Source organism: Peptoniphilus senegalensis JC140, assembly GCF_000321025.1.
Taxonomy (GTDB): Bacteria; Bacillota; Clostridia; order Tissierellales; family Peptoniphilaceae; genus Peptoniphilus_A; species Peptoniphilus_A senegalensis.
On the sequence record NZ_HE610718.1, the window covers coordinates 308,673 to 331,161 of the forward strand.

7 protein-coding genes are annotated in these 22,489 nt (G+C 34.3%); all 7 read right to left on the reverse strand.

The window, feature by feature from the left end; translation table 11 throughout:
• Positions 1–13 precede the first annotated feature (13 nt).
• A complete protein-coding gene (locus tag PTSHG_RS05820) occupies positions 14–1,234 on the reverse strand; it encodes an LPXTG cell wall anchor domain-containing protein (protein WP_019107950.1) in 1,221 nt (406 codons plus the stop codon).
• 126 nt (positions 1,235–1,360) lie between these two features.
• Complete coding sequence (locus PTSHG_RS05825) at positions 1,361–3,550, reverse strand: SpaH/EbpB family LPXTG-anchored major pilin (protein ID WP_019107951.1); 2,190 nt, start codon at positions 3,548–3,550, stop codon at positions 1,361–1,363.
• A 295-nt stretch (positions 3,551–3,845) separates the two neighbouring features.
• A complete protein-coding gene (locus tag PTSHG_RS05830) occupies positions 3,846–4,115 on the reverse strand; it encodes a hypothetical protein (protein WP_019107952.1) in 270 nt (89 codons plus the stop codon).
• Positions 4,105–17,754: a SpaA isopeptide-forming pilin-related protein gene (locus PTSHG_RS09265; RefSeq protein ID WP_019107953.1), complete on the reverse strand. Its 13,650-nt coding sequence runs from the start codon at positions 17,752–17,754 to the stop codon at positions 4,105–4,107. Before PTSHG_RS09265 ends, PTSHG_RS05830 begins: the two co-directional genes overlap by 11 nt.
• A gap of 545 nt (positions 17,755–18,299) precedes the next feature.
• Positions 18,300–19,553 (reverse strand): ABC transporter permease, encoded by a 1,254-nt coding sequence (locus PTSHG_RS05840; RefSeq protein WP_019107954.1) that lies wholly within the window; start codon positions 19,551–19,553, stop codon positions 18,300–18,302.
• Complete coding sequence (locus PTSHG_RS05845) at positions 19,553–20,236, reverse strand: ABC transporter ATP-binding protein (RefSeq protein ID WP_019107955.1); 684 nt, start codon at positions 20,234–20,236, stop codon at positions 19,553–19,555. The genes PTSHG_RS05840 and PTSHG_RS05845 overlap by 1 nt, the downstream gene beginning before the upstream one ends.
• Complete coding sequence (locus tag PTSHG_RS05850) at positions 20,226–22,331, reverse strand: efflux RND transporter periplasmic adaptor subunit (protein WP_019107956.1); 2,106 nt, start codon at positions 22,329–22,331, stop codon at positions 20,226–20,228. The genes PTSHG_RS05845 and PTSHG_RS05850 overlap by 11 nt, the downstream gene beginning before the upstream one ends.
• Positions 22,332–22,489: the final 158 nt, after the last annotated feature.

Below are 22,489 nucleotides of genomic sequence, written 5' to 3' on the forward strand. Positions count from 1 at the left end.
AAGGAGCCTCAACTTATTTCTTGTCCTTGATTAAATACTTACCTAATCCCACCATCACAGCACCAGCAATAACAAGCACAATGAGTGTGATGTCCCCAGTCTTTGGAAGAGGAATTGGAGGTTCTTTCCTATTTCCAATAATTAGGACTTTCTCAAAAGAATTATCGTCAATTTCAAACTTTAAAGAACCCTGCAAGAGAGTGTAGCCATCGGGAGCCTTAGTCTCCCAAATATAATAAGTGCCATAAGGAAGATCATAAACAGAAAACTTTCCATCAGTGCCAGAAGATAGAACAAGGTCCTTTCCATCACGCTTAACCCTTTCGTCCATACCATTCTTGTTGCGAGTTATAACAAACTCAGCACCACTAAGACCAAGCTTCTTAGACTCATCAGTCTTAAAGAAATTATAAGAGCCTAACTTCTTCTTGTTGATGACACTTACATTAGCACCCTTACCTTCAAAGATAACAAAATCACTTTCACTTTTCACTATATCATAGCCAGCCGGAGCTTCAACTTCCTTGAAGAAGTAGGCACCAGCCTTCACATTCTTAATAGTAATCCTGCCATTTTCATCAGTGACAAAAACTTCAGCCGAACCCTTATCGTCAAAGGCTCCATTTTTTGTCAAAACAGGATTCCCATTGGCGTAGTGAAGAGTAAACTTGGCACCAGAAAGATAATTGCCCTCGCCATCAGTCTTGATAAGGACAACAGTTTCTGGAGGTGGTGGCGTTTCTTCTGGAGGAGGTGGTGTATCCCCTGGAGGTGGTGGCGGAGGTGTTGGAGTAATCTTTAGTCCCCATTTTAACTTAATAATATTAGTCTCTCCAGGACTAAAAACAGCAGACTCAATAAACCTTTCCTTGCTGTTTCCAAGCTCCCTTATATAATAAGTGCCAGGCTCAAGACTAAGGGTAACCTTGTAATCATCAGACTCTTTAGGACTGACAATCCATTTATCAGCCTTATTTTCAAGCTGCCTATCTAAGTCAGCCTCACTCAACCTATCTAGGATGGCAACAAGTCTAGTCTTGTCCATAGAAGTGTCAATAAACTTATCATTTATCTTCCATATACCAAGAGTTCTGCCTTCCAAATCGCCTTTACTTAAACTTTCCCTTGTCTTTATGTCGATGGTAACAGATGATGCCCCTAAGACAGTAAGAGGTAGGAAGACCATAGTTACCATCGCAAATAAAATTATTAAACTGTATATTTTCTTCTTCATCTCTACCTCACTATCATAATATGTAGGGAAGAGGACAAAGCCTCTTCCAATTTAATAATTAGATTTAACTAATAATAATCTCCTTAAACTTAACAAATTGTCAAATTAAATTTAAATTACTAATAATTAAGCTTCTTCTCTATTTTTCTTCATTGCCATTACAGCGCCACCCATTAAAGCAACACCGACAACAGTGAATAGAACAGTACCAATACCACCAGTTTGTGGAATAGTTACTTTCTTGTTGACTAATCTTTGAGCTTTAGTTGTATCAGTTGCTGATGAATCAATCATACCTTCTGCACCTAGATTTAAGTTGCTATAAGAATCCTTATCAACAGTAAACGTAAATCTTTGACCATCAGCTGGAATAGCATATCCTTTTGGTGCTTCAATTTCGACTAAGTCATAAACTCCAAAATCAAGTCCTGTTATTTCCATATAACCTTGGCTATTTGGAGTTAAAACTACTAGATTTTCTTTTAAATTATCTTTTGTTCCAAATCCATCTCCCCAAGTATATTGAATAGACGCTGCTTTCTTTAGTCCTGCGATTTCAGTTGCTTTTTCATCAATTGCTGTTTTCTTAGCTGTTCCGTCAGTTCCATTTTGTTGTTCTGCTGTCATGGCATTATATTCATCTACAAGAGCTTTTAATTCTCCTTCTGCTTTTTTAAGAACAGCTAGATCTTGTTCTGCTTGTGCAACTGTTTTGTAGTATAAATATTTACCTTCTTGGTTAGAAATTATAAACTTACCACCCATTAGACGAAGTGGATTTGCATTATTGTCATCAGTTTTTACAAATCTGATACCGCCAGATGTTACAGTTACTTCTGGAGGTGTAATTGGATTAGGGTTAGGATTTTCCTTATTCTTGATTACAACATCGCCATTATCATTGTGAGAATAATTAGCTACCCAACCACTGATTTCATCTTCCACTACTCTATATTTTGCTGTTTTATCAAGACCTTCAAATTTACCAGAAGTTTGATCAGCAGTTAAAGTTAAAGTTTTGCCTGCTTCATCTTCCCATTTATTTGTTGCTGGGTTCCATTTTTGTAACTTAACAGTAACTTTCATATCTGTTGGCCAATCTTTTGCTGTAGCGCCATCTCCAGCAACGAAGGATTTGTTTACAGGGATTTCAGTTTTATTTGTTTCTGGAATTGGGTTTTTATCTCCTGGTTGTGGAGTGTATCCTGGTTTATTTCCATAGAAGAAAGAAACTGTATTTGTTTCTGGGTCTACTGGACCAGTAAGTCCGTTAAGAGTTGCTGAATATTTTAGTGTTATTACAACTTTTTGAGCAGCTTCATCAGCTTGTTTGTTGTATATTGTTCCATCAATAAGTTTTACGCCGTCGCCTTTATTAAGAGTTTTTTCTAATACTTTCTTGATACCTGCATCAGTGAATTTTAATACAAAACCATTATCTGAATTTGTAATATTATAATCTCCTGCTTCTAAAGCTAAATCAGTTCCTGGGTCGCCATAAGTTGCACTTACAACTAAATCATTGTTATAAGTTAAACCTGGGCTCATTCTATCTGTCCAAGCTAGTATAATTTCTTTTGAACCAGCTGGAATTGGAGTAGTTACAACATAAGGAACTTTTGCACCCTTATCTAATGTAAGAATTCTATTTCCATTATCATCTTTAACTGTTACATTGTGAGTTTCTGTTTGCTTATTTGCTTTATTTGCTTCTGTGTCTATATCCTTAGTTGTAGTTTTATTTGTCAATTTGTTCTTTGGATAAATGTGTACATCTTTCATTACGCTTCCATCTTTTTCATTATAAATTGGCAATGTGATTTTAAAAGGTACTGCTAAGGCACCAGTATGGTTTGCTGGTGTTTCAGATTCTACAAAGTAATAAGTTCCTTCAGCTAAGTTTGGAATTGTAACTAAACCATTACCACTTGTAGCTTCTGTTTCTACTCCTTGAACTCCATTAAATAATTGAGCATTTTGATCAATTATAGCTTGTACTTGTTCCTTTGTTTGAGGATTAGTTTCTTCAATCTTAGCTAATTGTTCAGTAGTTACTTTGTAATAAGTAAATTTAACTCCATTTAACCATTTTGGGTCTTTACCTTGGAAATAGTTTGCGCCCTTAAGGTCATCAAGTGATAATTCTTGACCTTTGTGGTCTTTAGCTGTTACTCCGTCAAAATCTTTTAACTCAATCTTGTGAATGTTAAGATTAGTTGTTGGAACTGTTTGATCAGCGAACGCTGTTAGTGGAGAGAATACTCCAACTAGCATCACTAATGCCATAATTAGTGATAGAATTTTTTTCTTGTTCATAATATAACTCCTTCTTTTATAAATTTTTTATAATTATTTGCCTATGCAAATTATTACCATGAACTTTAGTCTTTCGACTCTCGCCATAAATGGCTTTTTAATTTTTCTAAGTATCTCTAAAAATATTTTATCAAATATAAATTAGAATTACCTATAAATTACATAAATCATACTAATATTTTGTGAAATTATGAAGCCGAGAGCGGCTGGTCTATTGGCTTTGCCATCAACCACTCTCTCATTCATTAAATTTTGCTCCAACTAAGGAGGGTGCCTCTTCTTGTCTTTAATGGAATTAATCATAAGAGCAACACCTTCTCTCACTTGCCTTTTGGCAATTTATCATAAGAGCCTTGCCCTCATAGATTTTAAAATCATTTAAGATAAGAAAATTTACCTTGTCCCTGTAAGCTTTTGTTATAAGAGAACTTATCTTGTCTTTATAAGCATTTGTCATAAGAGAATTTTTTTTGTCTCTATAACTACTCAGAGTTTTAGGATTACTTTTGTCCTTGTGACTAATCAGCATTTGAGGAGCTCTTTTGACCTTATAACTATTCATCATAAGAAGCCCTCCTCTTTCTGCTGTACACATAAACTGCAGCAGTCATGAGAACCAAACCAGTGACAGTAAATACTAAAGTACCCATACCACCAGTCCAAGGATATTCCGCTTTGTGGTTTTCTACTTGGATTGGATCTGTACTTTGATAATCTACATAAATCTTATCTTCTTTGCCAATCTTATCATAGTCAAGTGAATAAGTTAATTCACTGTATTTCCATTGGTCTGAATTCACGTCCATTTTTATACTTATAGGACTTGTTGCACTGTTTCCTATATTTCCTGTGAATTCTACAACAAGAGATTTATTTGTATAGATTTCACTATTAGTTGATGATGGTTTTGTATAATTACTTTCTCCATACATTCTTGCAACTGCGTACATAAGTGGGTTAGCGGAACTGTTTCTTGGATTAAAGTCTTTAAAGTCTCCTTCTTTCAAGTCACTTATAGACTTATTTTCGTCAAGAACAGCATATCTAATCTTTTTGCCCTCTGTATTTACAGTCCATTGATTTTCATATAATCTAAGCTGAGTATCTCCTCCATCAAAACGCCATTCATTTTGATTTGGATTTAAGATAATTCTTTGTTTGAAAGTTTTGTCTTTTTCATTGATCTCTATTGTTTGACTTGAGATTATATTATTGTCTGTTTGTACTGAGCCTTGTTTTGACGATTTTTCTAATGTTTGAGCCTTGCCATTTAATACTCTAAATTCTTTTAGGAAATCTCTTTGTTTAATATATCCCTTAGGTGCTTTAATTTCTTTTATTGCATAGTAGCCTTGGTCATAGAACTTGAATTTTACAATTCCATCTGCTCCAGATGTGAATTTTGTAACTTCTGTATAACCACTTGGAGCTTTTTCATCTTTATTTAAGACTAATTTGTTGCCATTATTATCTTGGTACATTTTTACAAGTTCTTTTGAGTATTCATCGCCTGCATTTTTCTTGTACCAGACTTCAAATTCCGCTCCTGCAAGAGCTTCTTTTGTAGTTGCGTCTATTTTCTTAAACTCAATTTCTTGCTCTTTTGTGTTTTCTATAACTATTGGTATATTTCCTGTTACTTCAACTTCTACTATTTCTTCTTTGCCGTCTTCTTTTGTTATGGTTACTTTTTTGAATATTTTACCTGATTCACTTACTCTAAAATTAAGAAGTGAGCCTGTTTGTTTATGGTATCCTTCTGGTGCAGTTACTTCTATTAATTGGTATTCGCCAGACTTTAGTTTTCCAAATTCAAAGGAACCATCTTTTCCTGACCTTTGAACTCCACCTTGATAATCGTTGAAGTTTCCATTCTCATCTTTAAGATTAAGGGTAAATGATGCACCTTCAAGTGGATTTCCCTTTGGATCTACTTTCTTAAAAGTAATTTTATTAGATGGGTTCACTGCTTGGATTGTAAGTTCTGCTTTTGCGACTGCTTGATTTTCAAATCCATATACTGAATCATATCTATTAACATAATAATCCTGTGTCGCTTGAAGTCTTCCTTGTCCTATATACTTAGATTTATTTTGATCTGAAACTCTTCCTGTAACTTTGTATATATAAGAGTCGGAAGTAGCTATTCCCTCATAATGACGTGTGCTTATTTGTTCCCAATTTCTTAATTGTGAATATGCTCTAATTGTTACAGGTTTATTATAATTCACACTCTCTTCATTTACTCCAAAAGATTCTGGCATATCATCAGGTAAATTAACTTGTGAATTATCTTTTAATAAAAAGTAATCAACTTTTACATTTTCTAAGTTTTGATCTGAAGAGTACACGAAATTAAATTTACTTGCTGGTTGTCGTTTCCTATTAACATAGAAATAGTGAACAAATTCTCCAGTTTCTGGATTGTAGTAAACTATCTTCGACGCTAGATTTAACATATTCTGACCAGCCGTCCCAGCTTCTGCTTTACCTAAATCATATACTACATCGACTGTTGTATGTTTAGTTGTATCATTATTAATTCCAAATCCTACATCCACATTTCTAGTTGAATTTCTAACTTTATATAAGTCTATAAAGGTTGAAATTTCATTTGAAAAATTAACTAAGTTATAGGCATTTGCATATTCTGTGAAGGTATAGGTTATAGTTCCCTTTTCTTTGTCATAATTTGCTTTTGCTATTGTACCTACGCCATCTGCAAAAATATCAAGATTATCTAATCCAGTTGGAAATATTCCATTTACACTTAGACTATCTGATAGTTTTAGTACAAAATAATCCCCTGGATTTATCTTTATATCTTTACCTAGCTTAAATTTATTTTTAAATACTAAGCTATGTCCTGAATGTGGTCTTACAACACTGTCCTTTTCTGTTTTTCCTGTCTTATCGTCAGGATCTGGTCTTTCAATGTGCATTTCTGATGATTCTAGGGTTATCTTATCTGATAAATCACTTCCTGTAGGTTTGATTTCTCCTTGATAAGGGTCTAAATCCTTACCACCTACTGTGAAATGCCAAACTTGACCTGTGTTTATATGACCATTTGGAGGTGTTTCTTCTTGAAGCTTATAAGTTCCAAGATTAAGTCCTTCGAATTTTAGAGTTCCATCTTCTCCAACTGTTCCAAATGTAATAGAGCCACTTGATGTGTTTGTTAATTTGAATCTTGCTCCCGGTTCAAGTCCTGTTCTTGTGATGTTAGTTCCAGTTTCATCAACTTTGTTTAATGTTAAACTACCTTTACCTGGTTTTTCATTTATGATTTTACCCATGTTTTTAGCTGTGGCAGATGTTACATAGTCGATTAATTTCCCATCTTTTTCAGAGCTTGATTTTTCTGGTACATATTGGTAAATTCCATTTCCCTTGTCATACTCTAGTGAAATATATCCATTAGATGTAGGAGTAATTTGAATTTCAGTTATATTAAAGATAGTCTTTTCTTCTGGTTCTGGTTCCCCTGGCTTTGTTACTTTAGTCTTAGGGAATTGAATTTTCATTTTATTTAAAAGAACTTCTCCGCCCTTTGGATTAATTATTTTTGTTGTATCCAAATTTGCGTTCCTAGCATCTTTTAATAAAATTTCTTTACCATTCACATCACGAGTTTTTAACTCCCCAAACTTATATCCAGGTGATTGGTATCCAGGGTCTCCTTCTTGAGGGAATAGGAAATCAACTTTATCTATACTGATACGCTCTCCAGTAATAGGATGGACTATTTGACCTGATATTAAACTAACTGTTTCTATTGTGAAGAATAGGACTGGTTCTTTTATCGGTTTATATCCTTCAGGTGGTTTTACTTCCATTAGTCTATAACGACCAGGCTTTAGACCTCTAAATCCGAAGTAACCATTGAAAGCAGAACCTATATATGAGCCTTTTACATCTTCATAATCATTACCAACTCTTTTTTGAAGTTTGAAGATTGCTCCTTCAAGTCTTCTCTTAGTAACTGCTTCTCCGCCTATCGGTTCATTAGGATCATCTCGCCCATGCTTTGAGAAAGTAACATTGTATGTTTCTTCATCATTTATTACTGTCAATCCGCCTTGGTCGATTTCTGTAATCTTACCGGCTGAGTAAAGAGGTTTGATATCTACACTTGTCTTAATCGTAGTGTATTTACCTTGGTCTAGTGACGGATAAATTCGTCCACCAGTTCTTCCTAGCTGTCCTGTCGAACTTTGATTAAAGGCAGTGTAACCTAAGTTTAAATTACCTTGTTGGTAAGTTCCATTTTTGACATCTTCCCAGATAATTTCTCCTGCATTATTCCATCCTTTTGCTTGTTGGAATTTTCTTTCGCCTCTATAGAATTCAAAGTTTAATTCTATCTTTCCAATATCATCTTTAGTTATTTTGTTATCATAGAAACCTTCTATGTCTATAAAGTAAACTCCAGGAGGTAAATTCAATTGGTCTTCGTCGAAGCCCCAATTAAATGGTCTCCATCTTGCAGTGTTCACTGTGGATACATCAGGTTTAGACAAATCATGGTATCTCAATATTTCATCAAGTTCATGTTCATCTGCTGTGCCTTTAGCAAGCTTATAAGTTGACCTGTAAGCTGTCTTAACTCCTTCTTTTAGTGTTTCTGGAGATTTATTTGGAGTATCTTTTTCTTCTCTCTTTATCTGTGGTATTATCTGAACATTTAGTGTGTCCCTAATAGCTGTTGTGTCTATATAAATTCTTTGGATAAATGATTTAGCTTCTTTATTTATATAAGTTATTCTAGACTTATATTTTATTCCATCTTTTGTTGCAAGATTTGTGCTAGTTGTATCCTTTGATTTATCTGAATTTACATAGGTTGTAGGCGTTTCATCTGGTCCTTTGTATCTAGCTTTTAATTGACCTTTTTCTTCATAAACTTCAACTAACCATGGTGTTTTTTCTTCTTTATAACCCAATGGAGCATTCGTTTCAGTTATCTTATAATAACCTATTCCTAAGTTTACAACTTTTCCATCTGCATTTTTAAATACAACTTTACCATCTTCATCAGACACGCCTTTAAGTGTTCCAAAACCTTCGTCTACAGTTGTATAAGTTTTATCTGTTTTAACTAATTCAAATACGGCTCCAGGTAGTTTTCTGCCAGGTAAATCTCTCTTGAAAAGTTTAAAATCAAGACCTGTTTGCTTATTTGTTATTTGAGCAAGTTTGCCCTCTGTGATTTCAATTTCTCCTTGACCTGGAGTATCATCATTAGGATTTCTAAATGTAGCTGTAACAGTTACATTTGATGCTGGCATTTTAAATGTCTTATTTTGCATATCAACATCTATATTATTTCCAGCTGCATCAGTTACCTTTATTGCGCTCAATTCATATCCATGATCAGGAACTACATTTAATGTAATCAACGTATCTTTTCGTGCAATAGTTTGATTTGCTGTTACTTGTCCATTTTTAATATTAGGGTCTATTGTTATTGAGTAACCACTTTGTTGACTTGGTTTAAATGTAGCATTAATTGATACATCTGCATCTGGCATTATAAAATAATTTCCATCAATTATAGTAACTTCTCCACTACCAGTTCTTACAGAAAGACTTGTTATAGTATTTCCAGCGTCTGGAATTAGGGTAAAGGTTACTTTTTCCCCTTCTGTTGCCTCAGTTTTATCTACTTCAATCCTACCATTTCCATTAGGGTTTGTATAAATCTTATGCTTCGTTGGTTGAGGTTGGTTTTCTTTCTTAAATATTGCGCCTATAAGAATATTTGATGCAGGCATTGTAAATGAATTACCTACTATATCATGTTCTATGCCATCTTCATCCGTATATTTTAAAGTATCAAGTTTATAACCGGTGTCTGGCTTAATTGTTAAAGTAATTGTTTCTCCTGCATTAGCCTTGGATTTATTTGCTGTAATCTTACCATTAAATAGAGTTGCTATCACTACATCATATTGTTTTTGAGCTGCTCCTACTTTCTTTGTCTTTAATGGCATAGTATCAAGATTTACTGCTTGTGCATTTTCATCTGGCTTATAAGTCATTAAATTATGAATTGTGTACTCAGTGTTGTTCTCAGCATTTTGATCTAATGAAATTTTATAGTCAAGCTCTAAACTTTCTCCAACACCTAAGCTGATATTTTTACTAATAGAGTTTGTTGTTGGGTTAGTTTGATTTTCTGTTACTTTTCCATTTTTACTTATTGAATATGAATTTAGCTTAACCTTGTCATTTGTTGCTATATTCAAAATTCCATTTTTAAGAAGTGATTCTTCTTTTCCTTGTGAAGCAAAATTATTTGTATCATTTAAGATTGGATCTAATATATCTTTTTGTACATAAGGTCCGACTTCTCTTGGTTTTATCCACTTGTTATTATACTTTAATTTTCCTTTAGCAGTTAGATATAATTTCTTGTAATCTGCATTTCCATTAATATAATTGGCAAAATCTGATTTTGTACCTGTCAACTCTGTAGATTCTTGATCAGTATGAATATAAACTCTTTTATAGCCTTTAGTGTAAAATGCCCACATTGATTCAAATTGTCTGAATTTTTTATATCCATCACCGCCAGTAGCATTTCTGACAGCATTATTAATATTGAAGGCTGCAAAGTTGATTGCATATTTATTGTCGTATGCTTCGTTTGTTAAGTTATCTAGATTAGCCCTAACAGTGTTTTCTAAGTTGACAGCTCCATCGCTAATATTAGTGTTTCTCCTATCGATACCAACAGCTGATAGATAGTCTCTAACTGTTACATTTTGCTCATTTAGATTATATTGTGAATTTGGCAATTCTTCTAAAGTACCCATTGTATATGAATATTGTGTCGCAGAATTGTCAAAGTCTTTGATATTTCTCTTTGACACAAGCAGCTTATTCATATTGTTTGTAGCTGAATATTCTATCATAGATATATAGACTTCAGCACCCGGTGTGTCTGCCTTTGTTCTTAAATCTGTTAGGAACTTATTGATGTTGTTGTCAAGATTATTCTTACCTGAAAAATCTTTAGACCTATCTACAAGTAGTACCCAGTGTGATTTGTTTTGACCAACTTGTTGAGTTTTTGGAGTAATCTTTACTTTGATGTCTCTTGAACCGTCTGTTGTATTAACTTCTCCAGCACTTACACTTATATTTGCATTAGAAGAATCAATGTTATAAGGGCTAACTTGCTCTAAATCATCAGTTCCTCTTTGTGCAGCTGGTACTGTTTCATCAGAAATTTCTAGTCCATCATCAAAAGTTGTTGGGGCTGTATAAGCTGCCATAGCCATTTCTTTAATAGATATTCCATTAGGATATAGTTTATCAAATTCTTCTGTTCCGTAGATTGTATTTAATTTTTCTCTTACGGAATCTTCTTTCTTTTCCGCCTCTGATTTAAAAACTATAGAATTTTCCTTACCCTTCAAAGATGAACCATAAAGTGCTGACTTTAACATTCTTGTTTGTTTTTCTACTGTTTCCTTTGCACTTCTATTTGCTCCAGTGTTTGTGTCATCAGCTATACTTAATTCTGCATTTAGAGCAGTTCCCGCAGGATTTAATTTGTTATCTTTTATAAAGACTTTGCCTGTGTCGGTTATTCTAACTGTCCATGTTGTGTTTGCTTTTTCATAACCTGGTGCTGCTTGTTTTTCAACTAAGGTGTAGGTTCCTTTTTCCAAGTTTTCAAAAGAAATCGTACCATCTTCTTTAGTTGTCATTAATCTTTCGTCTTTTAGTGGGTTTGGTCCTGTCAATGTAAAGGTTGCGCCTTCTATTGGACTTTTTTCTGTTCCTTGTTTTACTTTTTTAAGTTTAAAACCAAATCTCTTGGCTTCGTTGGTTACATCAAGTGAGTCTTCCGTAATATATGAACCGATTATGCTACCTTGTTGTGTCTTAGTAGGACCTGTTGTCTTTATATAAGATACTTTTTCATAGAAGTCTGACTTCCAATAAATTTGATTTCCTCCTCTAAGCCAATCTAGTCCTAGACCTACTCCCCCTTCTTCACTGTCATATGGAACTTTTACATCTATTACTATTGGTGTAGTCATAGGTGGAAGAGTTAGTTTTAATCTGTCAGGCTCATAATTAGACTTTTCTGTCTCACTTTTTACTTGAGCGGTAATGTCTGTAATATTATAATCTGCAAGTCTTATGTCTGAGATTAAACCTGTAACCGGCTTATCAAGCGTAAAGATTTTATATTCAGCATTTCCGTTATACCAAGTCATATTTGGATCTCTTGGCTTTTCTCTGTGGATGGATGCTATGGTAGTTTCGGCAATATTTGCACTTTCTGGATTTATTACGAATCTTTGAATTGCATATTTTTTAGTTTTATTTACAGCTACAATTCTAGTTCCTAAATAACGTGCTTCTTCATTGTTTCCAGCCCAGCCTGTCCATCTATTATCGTAGTGATTCCAGCCTGCTGTTATTCTATTTTTTACATCAACCCATTCTGTGCCATCTTCTCCAAGTATGGATTTTATTTCTTTACCTGTGCTTTCTGAGTAATTGTATACTTTTGTCTTGCCATCTTCTACTTTTATAACCCACTTTTTATTTAATGGCTTATAACCTGTTGGAGGAAGTGTTTCTTCTAAGATGTAAGTTTCTCCTTCGGTTAAATTATTTGTAAATTTAACAATACCATTACCATCAGATTCTACTTCTTCTACAAGGGTTCCATCTTGTTTAGTAAGTTTGAATTTTGCTCCTTGTAGAGGCTGACCTTTGTCATCTTTTTTGTAAACTACAAATTCTTTTCCAGTAGGTTTATTAGTTACAGATATATTTAAGTCTTTTCCATATACACTAGCGCCTGAAGATGTAACTCCAGCCTCTCTTATCCTTACATTTCCATCGTCAAAAACTGTAACTTGCCATTCTTTATTTGAAAGCGTGAAGTTTTCTGGTGCTTTTGTTTCTTTTAGTGTATATCTTCCTGGAGCAATGTTTGTAAAATTAATTTCTCCATTTGCATCTGATGTTCTATAAATTGTTCTGCCATTTTCATCTGTTAGTGCAAATGTTGCATTAGGTAATTTTTCATTTCTATTTGCTTCATTTAATTTTGTGATTTTAAAATTACCAGGTGTGTATTTTTCGTTTATTAATCCAATTCTTTCCTTATAATACTTTGGGATTTCTCCTTCAGTTTGCTCTGCTATAGCTTTGTTTACATTGGCTCTACTTGCGAATGCCGACCTTAATCTTTTACCACTTGACATATAGAAAAGTCTCCAAGTGCTGTTGAATTTATCTATATCTGTGATCTTAAAGGTTTGTTCTATTAGATACCCATCTTTTCCACTAAGTGGTGCCGTTTGTATCGTTAATGGAGAATGAGCGGAAACCTTGCCGGAATTGCTTATTTGATTAGGGTCATAAGTCAATGTAAAACCATTATAAGATCTTCTCAAATAACTATCGGGATTTATTTGCTCATGTAGTAGCAAATTGTAAGTGTAAGGGTCTTGTTCTGGTCTTACTCCTGCTGATAGTGGTAGGTTATCATTATTTGTAACCTCTCCCACCTTGTGAGATCTATGTTCTGTACGATATACCTTTATATCTTCCAATTTATAAACCGGCCATTGTCCATTACCTGACCATTCAGCTATACTTGTATCTCCTTGATACCTTGTAGTCATCCAGTTGTATTGTAGAGTCTTGCTTGGATAAGTATTCTGTCCTAGAGGGTTCAAATAAGACATAACTGTTAGGTACCATTGTCCATCTCCGCCTTTATAGACATCTCTAAAGTAGTAGAATTGGGATTCTCCCCAAGCTTGGTCATAGTTTTCGTAGTCAGCCGTTATAGTTTTAGTTATAGTTTGTTCACCTGTTACGCCTGTTTGTCCCGGTTCTACAGTAACTGTAAACTCATAATTTCCAGAGTTTCGAGCGTAGTATTTATTGGGAATTATCCCTCTTAAGTTAAAACTTGCAACTGTAGTAGAATTTGGTTCTGTATTTTTATTAAATACATAGGTCAATAGATTTGTATTATAGTTGAAATATGGCTCTGCTATATCTACACCCTTGGCATTTTTAATTTTTGGGAAATCGCCAAAATATTGAGTGAAATCCAGATTTCTATCAAATTGAATTTCAAATTTTGAACCAGGGTTTACTGCTTGAACAGTTATATCTGCATGGTATTTTAATGATTCAAATCTATAGGCTTCCCATACTCCTTTTTTAACACCTATATCACCAGGTTCGTTTTCTTGAATTTCAAGCCTTTGTTTAACATCTACTATCTTAGTTTTAATTTCAGGTCCTATCGCTTCCCCTTTTTCTATATAGTAATCCTCTCCATTTTGAGGTTTACCTGAGCTACTTTCAAATTTTGCTTTGTATTTTACTTGTCCAGCTTCATCTACTGTTACTTCGAAATATACATCTGATTTTTTGTAGCCATCAGGTGCAGTTACTTCTCTTATATAATATTTTCCAGGGGCGTGTTTGCCAAAGTCAGCTTTACCATCTTCATCAGTGAATTTATTTGCTATTTCATTTCCTTCACTGTCGATTAGCACAAACTGTGCTCCCGGTAGTCTTACTCTCTTCTTATCTTGAGTATAGGTATCGCCAAATTTTATAACTTCTATGGAACTTTTTTCAAATTCATCATTTGTAATTGTTATTGTTGGTATTTGTTCGTCTTGTTGTCCTGCTTGTGCCTTCTCAACACTTGCATTAGCTACAAGTTTTGTTTGGTTTTGTGTATCTTCATTAGTCAACCATTCGTAGTAAACATTTGTAGAATCTGCTGCTCCAATATTAGTCTTAACTCTTACCAAGAATCCCCAATCATCTGCAAATCTTTCCTTAGGGAAGTAGATTTGATAGCCAGTTGTATTGGTAAATGGATCAGTTGTATTCGGAGCTCCAGTTATCCTATTCTTATTTGCTCTATTTATTACATTGTCGCCAAGCTCAAATATCTTTTGTTCTACATTTTGAGCTTCCATTGCAGATTTAACAGTTTCTCTTTGCCACTTTCCAACATCATATGCTTCTACATCTGTTACATTTGCTCCAGGTATAGAAATATTAAGTCTTGTATTTCTATCGGTTTGCCCACCTTGTCTTGGTGCAATCGGCTTTAGATAGATATAAAATTCTACATTTCCATTTTCATCTACCTTGCCATAGTGCATAGAGTTCATATAATCTGGCCAGCTAGATGAACGGTCATTTTCTACAGTTTCTGTTTTCCCTGCTCCAAGGGATAGGACTGCGTTCTTTCCTGTTACTCTAATCTTTCCATCTTGAGATACAGATATAAATTTTAATTCTTCATCTAATTTGTATCCTGTCGGCGCTTTAGTTTCTTTTAGAGTATATTCGCCAGGTGTTACATTTATAAAGGCAGCTTCTCCCTTTTCATTTGTAGTTACATCTGTACTTTGATTTCCTAATAATCTATATCTAGCTCCTTCAAGTTTTTTATTAGGGTCTTTGCTATCTACTTTTATTACTTTGAAAGATACAGGTTTGCCTTCTGTTACATCTATGGCAGAGTTTTGAATATAGTGAACCTTTAGATAATTGTTGTGGTAGTTTGCATTTTCATTATAAGTATATGTCTTGCCATTTAACTCTACTTGTGTCGGGTTGAACTCTTGGATAATCTTGTGCCCTCTCTTAGTTGCTTCTCCATTTTGTTCATTTATATCCCAATATCTTGCATTAGGTATAGTTACATATCTTTCTCTTACACCTTCTGCCCCTTCGTCTACAGTTACGCTTCCTATTTCGTTTCCTATATCATCTACTGCTTTAAAGGTTTGAGCAGGCATCTTTAACTGAGGATCAGGCAAACTCCAAATTTCATCTATATATAAATTTCTAAACTTGGATATTCTTACTCCTGACACATTGTAATCATTTGCTACTGTTGCATTCTTTAGGCTTGTGTCAAATTCATATACAGCGATATTACCTACATCTTGAGTGCCAGCTGGATCTGATTCTTTAGTAGGCATATTGTTTAAAAGTTTTTGAGCTTCCTTTACAACCATCTTACCAGTTGTTTTATCTAGCCCATAAACTTCCATCCTTCTAGACTCTATACTTTGCTCTCCACCTATTACTCTGTTTTCAAGGGGCATACCATTATTATTCTTTTCATCTGGAGATGAAATCCCGTCTGTTATAGTCCACTGTGCCTTATCATTTGCTAAAAATTTACCTTGAATAGTAGTTCTATTGTTTACACCAACACGAGTCGGTGTAGCTTCATTTATAGCTTCTTGTGTAAATCCTTTTTCAAAGTTATATCTGACAGCTCCAGCTTTATCTTTAGCTGTAAGATATACTGTAATATCAATTAGATAATTTCCTTGTACATTATCTACCTTAGTGTAGAAATTATATAGAAGATCTCTGGTTGATTCCGTCAAAGTATGATGCTTTGAGTCAACTATTCCAAGTTGTCCTATAATGTCATTATTATCTAATGTTACATCTTGATTGTTTAATTTTACCTTTTCAATTTGTCCAAGTCCTGAGCCTTTAACTGTTGTTAGATTTAGGTGGTAGCCCAGTGCTTGTAAATCTGTGTCTGAGTGAACTCTAACAGTCCAGTTAAAACCTGTCAATTTACTATCTTCAATAACTGGATCTGCATAAACATCTATAGGCACTTGGTAGTTTTGATCTTTTTTATCGTCAATAATTTTAATTACATCATCTCTACCTTGTTCGATTATTGTATTTACAGTGTTTCCATTTTTATCAACCACTACTGGTAGAAGAGATTTTGGCTTTTCAACTCCAAGACCTGAAACTCTATTTACAACGGTAAAATTCTTTTCTGGTGGAATTTTTTCTATATTGTAATCTACATCTATATTTACAGGTAGATTTATATTTTCATCTATTTCAGTAACTATCTTGTAGCGAATAGTATTTGTAGCTTCATCATAAGTTGGAGTAGCTATAGTTGTCCCATTGAATTTTATAGGAAGTAAACTTGATGGGTTTTTAACAGTTAATTTTTCATCAAGATGAAGGTCGAAATATTGTCCAACTCTTATAGGCCCTTGTCTAGTTGATGTATCAAATCTAGTTCTTATTGTGAATTTTTTGTTTTCAAGTGGACTTCCATTAGCTCTAACAGCCCTAAACATTCTAAATATTGAGGACTCTTGTTCTAATTCTGATTCTGCCGTCGGCATTTCTGCTATTTGAAGTCCTGCTTCCATTTCTTCTTCTGTAAGCTGAACTTCTCTTTTTACGCCAGTTCCAAGATCATCTAATTCTAGTTTTGCATCTTCTCCTCTTGCGTCTTCTTCCAATCCCTTTGTTTCTTCATCCGCAAAGAAGTTTTTGATTTTATCAAGAACTCCTTCTTTTTCTTCTTCCTTAATATCGTTTTCTAATTTATTTGAATTTTCCTTTTCTAGACTAAGATCTGATTTGTTAACTGATTTGTCGAATTCTATTTTTATTTCAATATCCTTAAGACCTGTTGTTGATAATGTCAATTTGCCAGATGGCGCAAACAGTCCTTCTTTAATTTCTTTATTGACTATTATATTTTTGTCTTTAAGTATATCGTCATAAGTAAGAGTTTTTTTCTTGCCATTGAAATCTTCTACTTCGATTAAAAGACCTTGGCAATCAATTTTGCCGCCACTATAAAGAGCTTTTACTTTATTCTTTACTCTCCAAGATTTGTAGCCACTTTGGATAGTTTCTTGGGCAAAGTCTTGATTGGCAATTTCGCTTGCTCTTGCCTTTCTCTCTGCTTCTTGAGACTCTCTCAAGGCTTCCTCTAGTCTGGCTTCTGCTTCTTTTTCTCTCTTTGTACCTTCTTCTATAAGAGCCTTGTCTCTCTTTTCTTCTACAAGAGCTTTTTCTTCAAAAAGACTGCCAGAAGCTTTTTCTTCTTGTATTTTGTTGTTTTGTCTATCTGTAGATTTTTGGTTAGCTTGCTTTTCCTGCTCTACTTGTTTTTTTGCAGGAACTTCAAGCACTTTGGTTTCGTTTTCTTTCCGACTATTGCTGTCATCGGAAGGTCCCACTAATATAGACGTCTTGCTCTGATAGCCTCCATCGTTCTCACTATTTTGACTTGCCTCTGGCAACAAGGCCGCTGAAACAGCGACTGGGCTAAACACCTCCAAAACCATTAATAACGCCAATATAAGGCTAATAATTCTTCTTGATATGTCCTTCATAATTATTCTCCTATCTCCAATCAGTCTTTGTCTATACTAGGACTCTTTATTCTCTAGTATTGTTATGTATATTCTATAACACTTATCGTTTTTAAGCAATAATGTTTTCCTGGATTTTTTCTACAATGCCTATTTTTAGCCTTTTTTCTAATAGTTGTCTTTTGTATAATTATTTAGTTTTATTTATGGTTATGGGTATTTTTGACACCCCCCCCCCTATCTATTTTTAGCCATTCTCATTTTTTCGTTTATTACATTTTTTAAATAAATATAGCTTTTTTATATATTTTTTTGTTCGATAAAAAATACAATTTTAATCAGAAATTTTTTTATTTTTTTGAATTTTTTTATCTGTATTTTGTGTTTTCTTTTTATTTTTGTCGATAAAAGCTACTAAATGATTAAGATAAATGTTTTTTTATTGTTAATGTTATTCTTCAACTATTCATATTTACAATTAATAATGTACAATTCTTTTCTGCACAATAAAAAAGATGCAGTTTTGATTTATGTCTATAAACTGCATCTAAACTCTTTATTCAAATTTATTCGTATCTCAAGGCTTCGATTGGGTCCATCTTTGCTGCTTTATTTGCTGGATAATAGCCAAAGAATATTCCTATTAACATGGAAAATCCTACTGCTACTATTATTGAAGCTATGGAAGGAAGTGTCCTTGCCTTTAACAGAGTTGAACCTACTAATCCTATTAGTGTACCAAGTGCTATACCAAAAGTTCCACCAATTATACAAATTATTATGGATTCTATTATAAATTGTTTTCGTATATCGCCCCTCGTCGCTCCCAAGGCTTTTCTTATACCTATTTCTTTTGTCCTTTCTGTAACTGATACTAGAAGTATATTCATTACTCCAATGCCGCCTACTAAAAGTGATATGGCTGCAATTGCTCCTATTGCCATTTGGATTGATGCCATGGCGTTATTCATCTGTGCTATTTCGCTTTTTGCTGAATAAAAGGCTACTTCTGCTCTAGGATTATCGGCATAAAATTTTGAATTTAATTCATCAACTATTGATTTTGCCTCTTCTTCTATGGTGTCGGAGTTTTTTAGGGTCAAGGCTAAGTCGTAGTAAACTGTTCTAGGTTCACTTAAAAGTTCTCTGTCGCCTGTTGTTCTTGGTATATATACTGTCGAGTTTGAGCCATTTATGGATTGACCCATTACGGACATTTCTTCATACTCATAGACTCCAATAATCGTCGCGACTATTAGCTTGCCGTTGACTTCAATTCTTGCCTCTCTACCCAAGGCTTCTGGTGCAGTAACTTTATAGACTTTCTCTAAAACCTTGTCTGATATTACTGCTACTGATTTGCCACGGGCTACATCTTCTTCGTTTAAAAATCTGCCCGCAATCATCTTTAGTTTAAAAAGATTTTTTTCGCCCTCAGATGTGGAACTTATGGATACTGCTTCTTTGTTTCTACCTTCTTTTACATAGCCTTGTCCACTTTCTCCATGATAGATTAACTCCTCTATTCTCCTGCCCTTTTGAGCCTCTAAATATTTTAGTATATCTTCTGTGAAGAAATCACTTTCATTTAATTCGCCGCCGTCATAATCTGCGTTTTTTGGTTTTACATAGAATTGGACTGCTGTGTTGGCTATGGAGTCAAAGGCTTTGTTCACTGATTTTGTCAGTGCGTCGCCTATTGTTGTTATTCCTATTACTGAGCCTATGCCAATGATTATGCCTAACATGGTCAAAAAAGATCTTAATTTATTTGATTTTAGTCCTTCCAAGGAGAGTTTTATTGTTTCTAATATGTCCATTAAATCTCCTCCAAGTTTCCATCATTCATTTTGTAAATTCTGCTTGCCTCTTTTGCCAATTCAAGGTTGTGGGTTATGATTATTATTGTCCTCTTCTCCACTTCGTTTAGCTTGTGAAATAAATCCATGACATTTCTTCCAGTTTTGGAATCCAATGCCCCTGTTGGCTCATCTGCCAATATTATATCTGGATTATTTGCCATTGCCCTTGCTATTGCCACTCTCTGCTTTTGTCCTCCTGATAATTCGTTGGGAAGATGATCCATTCTGTCCTTCATCTCAACTACTTCAAGAAGCCTTTCTGCACGCTCTGCCCTCTCTTTTTTTGAAATCCCTGCATAAGTCATGGGGAGCTCTACATTTTTGAGGGCATTTGACCTTGGTATGAGGTTGAAGTTTTGAAAGACAAAACCAATTTTTTTGGAGCGATAGGCTGAAAGTTCGCTGTCCTTTAGGCTGGAGATGTCAACTTTATTTAATTCATAGTAGCCTGATGTCTGTCTGTCCAAGAGTCCAATTATATTCATAAGAGTCGATTTTCCTGAGCCTGATTGCCCTACGACAGATACAAACTCGCCCTCGTTTACATCAAAGTTTATGCCATGAAGGATTTCAAGTTCATTTTCTTTTCCTATATTAAAGGATTTTTTGATGCCCTCCATTTTTATTAGCTTATTTTTCATTTTTTTCTCCAGCTTTTTCATCTGGCAAAGGGCTCTCTTCTATTGTCACAATATTTCCTTCTCCGTAGCCAGCTGCCGATGCAAGGACTTTATCCTTTTCCTTTAAGTCCTTTGCCTTTATAGCTGTCTCTGCATCATTAGATAGTCCCATGTTTACTTCCACTCTTTCAATTTGGTAAGAGTCCTTGCCTACTTCTTTAAGTGCTAGGACATAATTTTTGCCATCTCTTTCAAATATTGCATCTGTCGGCACTTTGAAGGTGTTTTTTTCTTCACTCATGATGTATTTTACCCTAAGTGTCATTCCTGGTGCTAATTTATTTTCTTGTCCCTCATCTAATTCTATTACAGTTTTGTAGAGGACTTCTCCAGTTTTATTTTCTCCTGAAATTGCCATTGGCACTGGCTCTATGGAGATAACTTTGCCCTTATAAGTTTCGCCCATTACTGCATCTGATGTGATTTCAACAACTGTTCCCACTGATACAGAGTTTTTGTCATATTCTTTTATTTGTGATTCAATTCTTAAAGTGTCAATAGTTTCTATTTTTGCCACTGATGTTGCTGGTGCTTGACCTTCTTTTGCATTTACTTCTGTTATTGTGCCATCAGCTGGTGCTTTTATCATCACTTTTTCAAGTTCTTCTGTCAAATTTTCGATTTCTACGCTGTCTAAATTGTTTGCGCCTGCCTTTGCTGTCTTCAAGTTGTCAGATAATCCAGAAATTTCATTTTCCACTTGTGTCTTTGTTGTTTCAAGATTTTTCTTGGCATTGTCATAATTATTTTTTGCTGTTTCTACATTTTGTGCAAGAGTTTTTAATTCATCTTCTCTTGCCTTTTGTGATTTTATGGCTTTGTCGGCATCAGATGACAAGTCTTCCTTTGCCTTTTTCACTTCAAGCCTTGTTGCGTCAACTTGTTTTTGTTGGTTTTCTAATTCTTTTTCAATTGCATCGGCCTCTGATGTATATTTTTGTTCATCAGCCTTGGCATTTGCTAGGTCTTCTGTGATTTTATTCACTTGGAGTTCCAATTCATTTTGTGTTCTTGTAAGTCTATTTACATTTTCATTGGCTGATTTTTTTATTTCTTCAAATTTTATTGCGTCTATATCGCCTTGATTTTTTATAATGTCAGAATTTACTTTATTCAATTCATTTTCTATTTCTATTAATTTTTGTGGATCTTTTTCCTCTGATTTTTGTAAGTTAAGCTGATCTTTTCTTGCTTGCAGTGCAGATTTTTCTGATTGTAAACTTGCTACTTTTTCTTGTGCTTCAGCTAGTCTTCCTTGTTCTTCCTTTATGGCAAGGCTAATTTCAGTCATTCTTCTCTTTTCATTATCTAAATTAGCTTGCAAATAATCCTTTTGCCTTGACTTGTCAGCTGCCATAGCTCTGTTGTCAGAAATCTTATTGGAATTTTTATTCATTTCATCTTGGAGCTGTCTGTATTTTAAGTCTGTCGCTTCTTCTTGATAAGCAAGATTTTCCCTCGTTCCCTTTTCTGCGATAATTCCTTGATTATATGACTCATCGAGACTTCTCTTAAAATCGTCATAGGATTTTTGTGCCGCAAGATATTGGTCCATGGCTTGAGTAAGCGAAGCTTCTGCAGCTACTATTGAAGGATTTTTGCCAGAATTGCGGCCGGAAATTGCCTCATCAAGTCTTTTTTTTGCAGCAGAAATTTGTGCAGACACATTTTTATCTGTGGCAGACTTTTGTGCTCGTCTTGACCTTAGTTGTTGCTCAATAGAAGAGGAATCAAGCTCTGCTATTATATCGCCCTTCTTCACTTTGTCGCCAACTTTCACATTTATGTGGGTCACAGGAAGTGGCTTTTCCGCATAAACTTCAACAGAGTTTGAAGGCACAACCTTTCCCTTTTCTGTCACAGAATTAGTGACACTGCCTCTTGAAAGTGTGACAACTTGGTTTTGGGAAATAGCTTCTCCCTTGTCTCCCTTTATCCTTCCCATTATAAATTTAAAAAGTAAAAGTGCTAGCAGCACTAAAAGCACTGCCGCAACAATTTTTGTTATCTTGTTTTTAAAAATTAGGTTTTTTGTCTTTATGTATAAGTTCTTCATAATTACCTCCGAAGTCAATTATATAGTAATCTTATTTGCCTTTGCAATAGTAATAGACTGCACATTTCTTAAATCTTTATTAAAATTTCATAAAATTTTTATCAATTTTTCTTTAATTATAAAAAATTGTATATAAAGCTAGAGTTAAGTTATAATAA

Bases quoted from the DNA above. Each gene is read 5' to 3' on its own strand.
- PTSHG_RS05830 (WP_019107952.1), bottom strand. From the start codon at position 4,115: ATGATGAATAGTTATAAGGTCAAAAGAGCTCCTCAAATGCTGATTAGT.
- PTSHG_RS05820 (WP_019107950.1), bottom strand. From the start codon at position 1,234: ATGAAGAAGAAAATATACAGTTTAATAATTTTATTTGCGATGGTAACT.
- PTSHG_RS05840 (WP_019107954.1), bottom strand. From the start codon at position 19,553: ATGGACATATTAGAAACAATAAAACTCTCCTTGGAAGGACTAAAATCA.
- PTSHG_RS05850 (WP_019107956.1), bottom strand. From the start codon at position 22,331: ATGAAGAACTTATACATAAAGACAAAAAACCTAATTTTTAAAAACAAG.
- PTSHG_RS09265 (WP_019107953.1), bottom strand. From the start codon at position 17,754: ATGAAGGACATATCAAGAAGAATTATTAGCCTTATATTGGCGTTATTA.
- PTSHG_RS05825 (WP_019107951.1), bottom strand. From the start codon at position 3,550: ATGAACAAGAAAAAAATTCTATCACTAATTATGGCATTAGTGATGCTA.
- PTSHG_RS05845 (WP_019107955.1), bottom strand. From the start codon at position 20,236: ATGAAAAATAAGCTAATAAAAATGGAGGGCATCAAAAAATCCTTTAAT.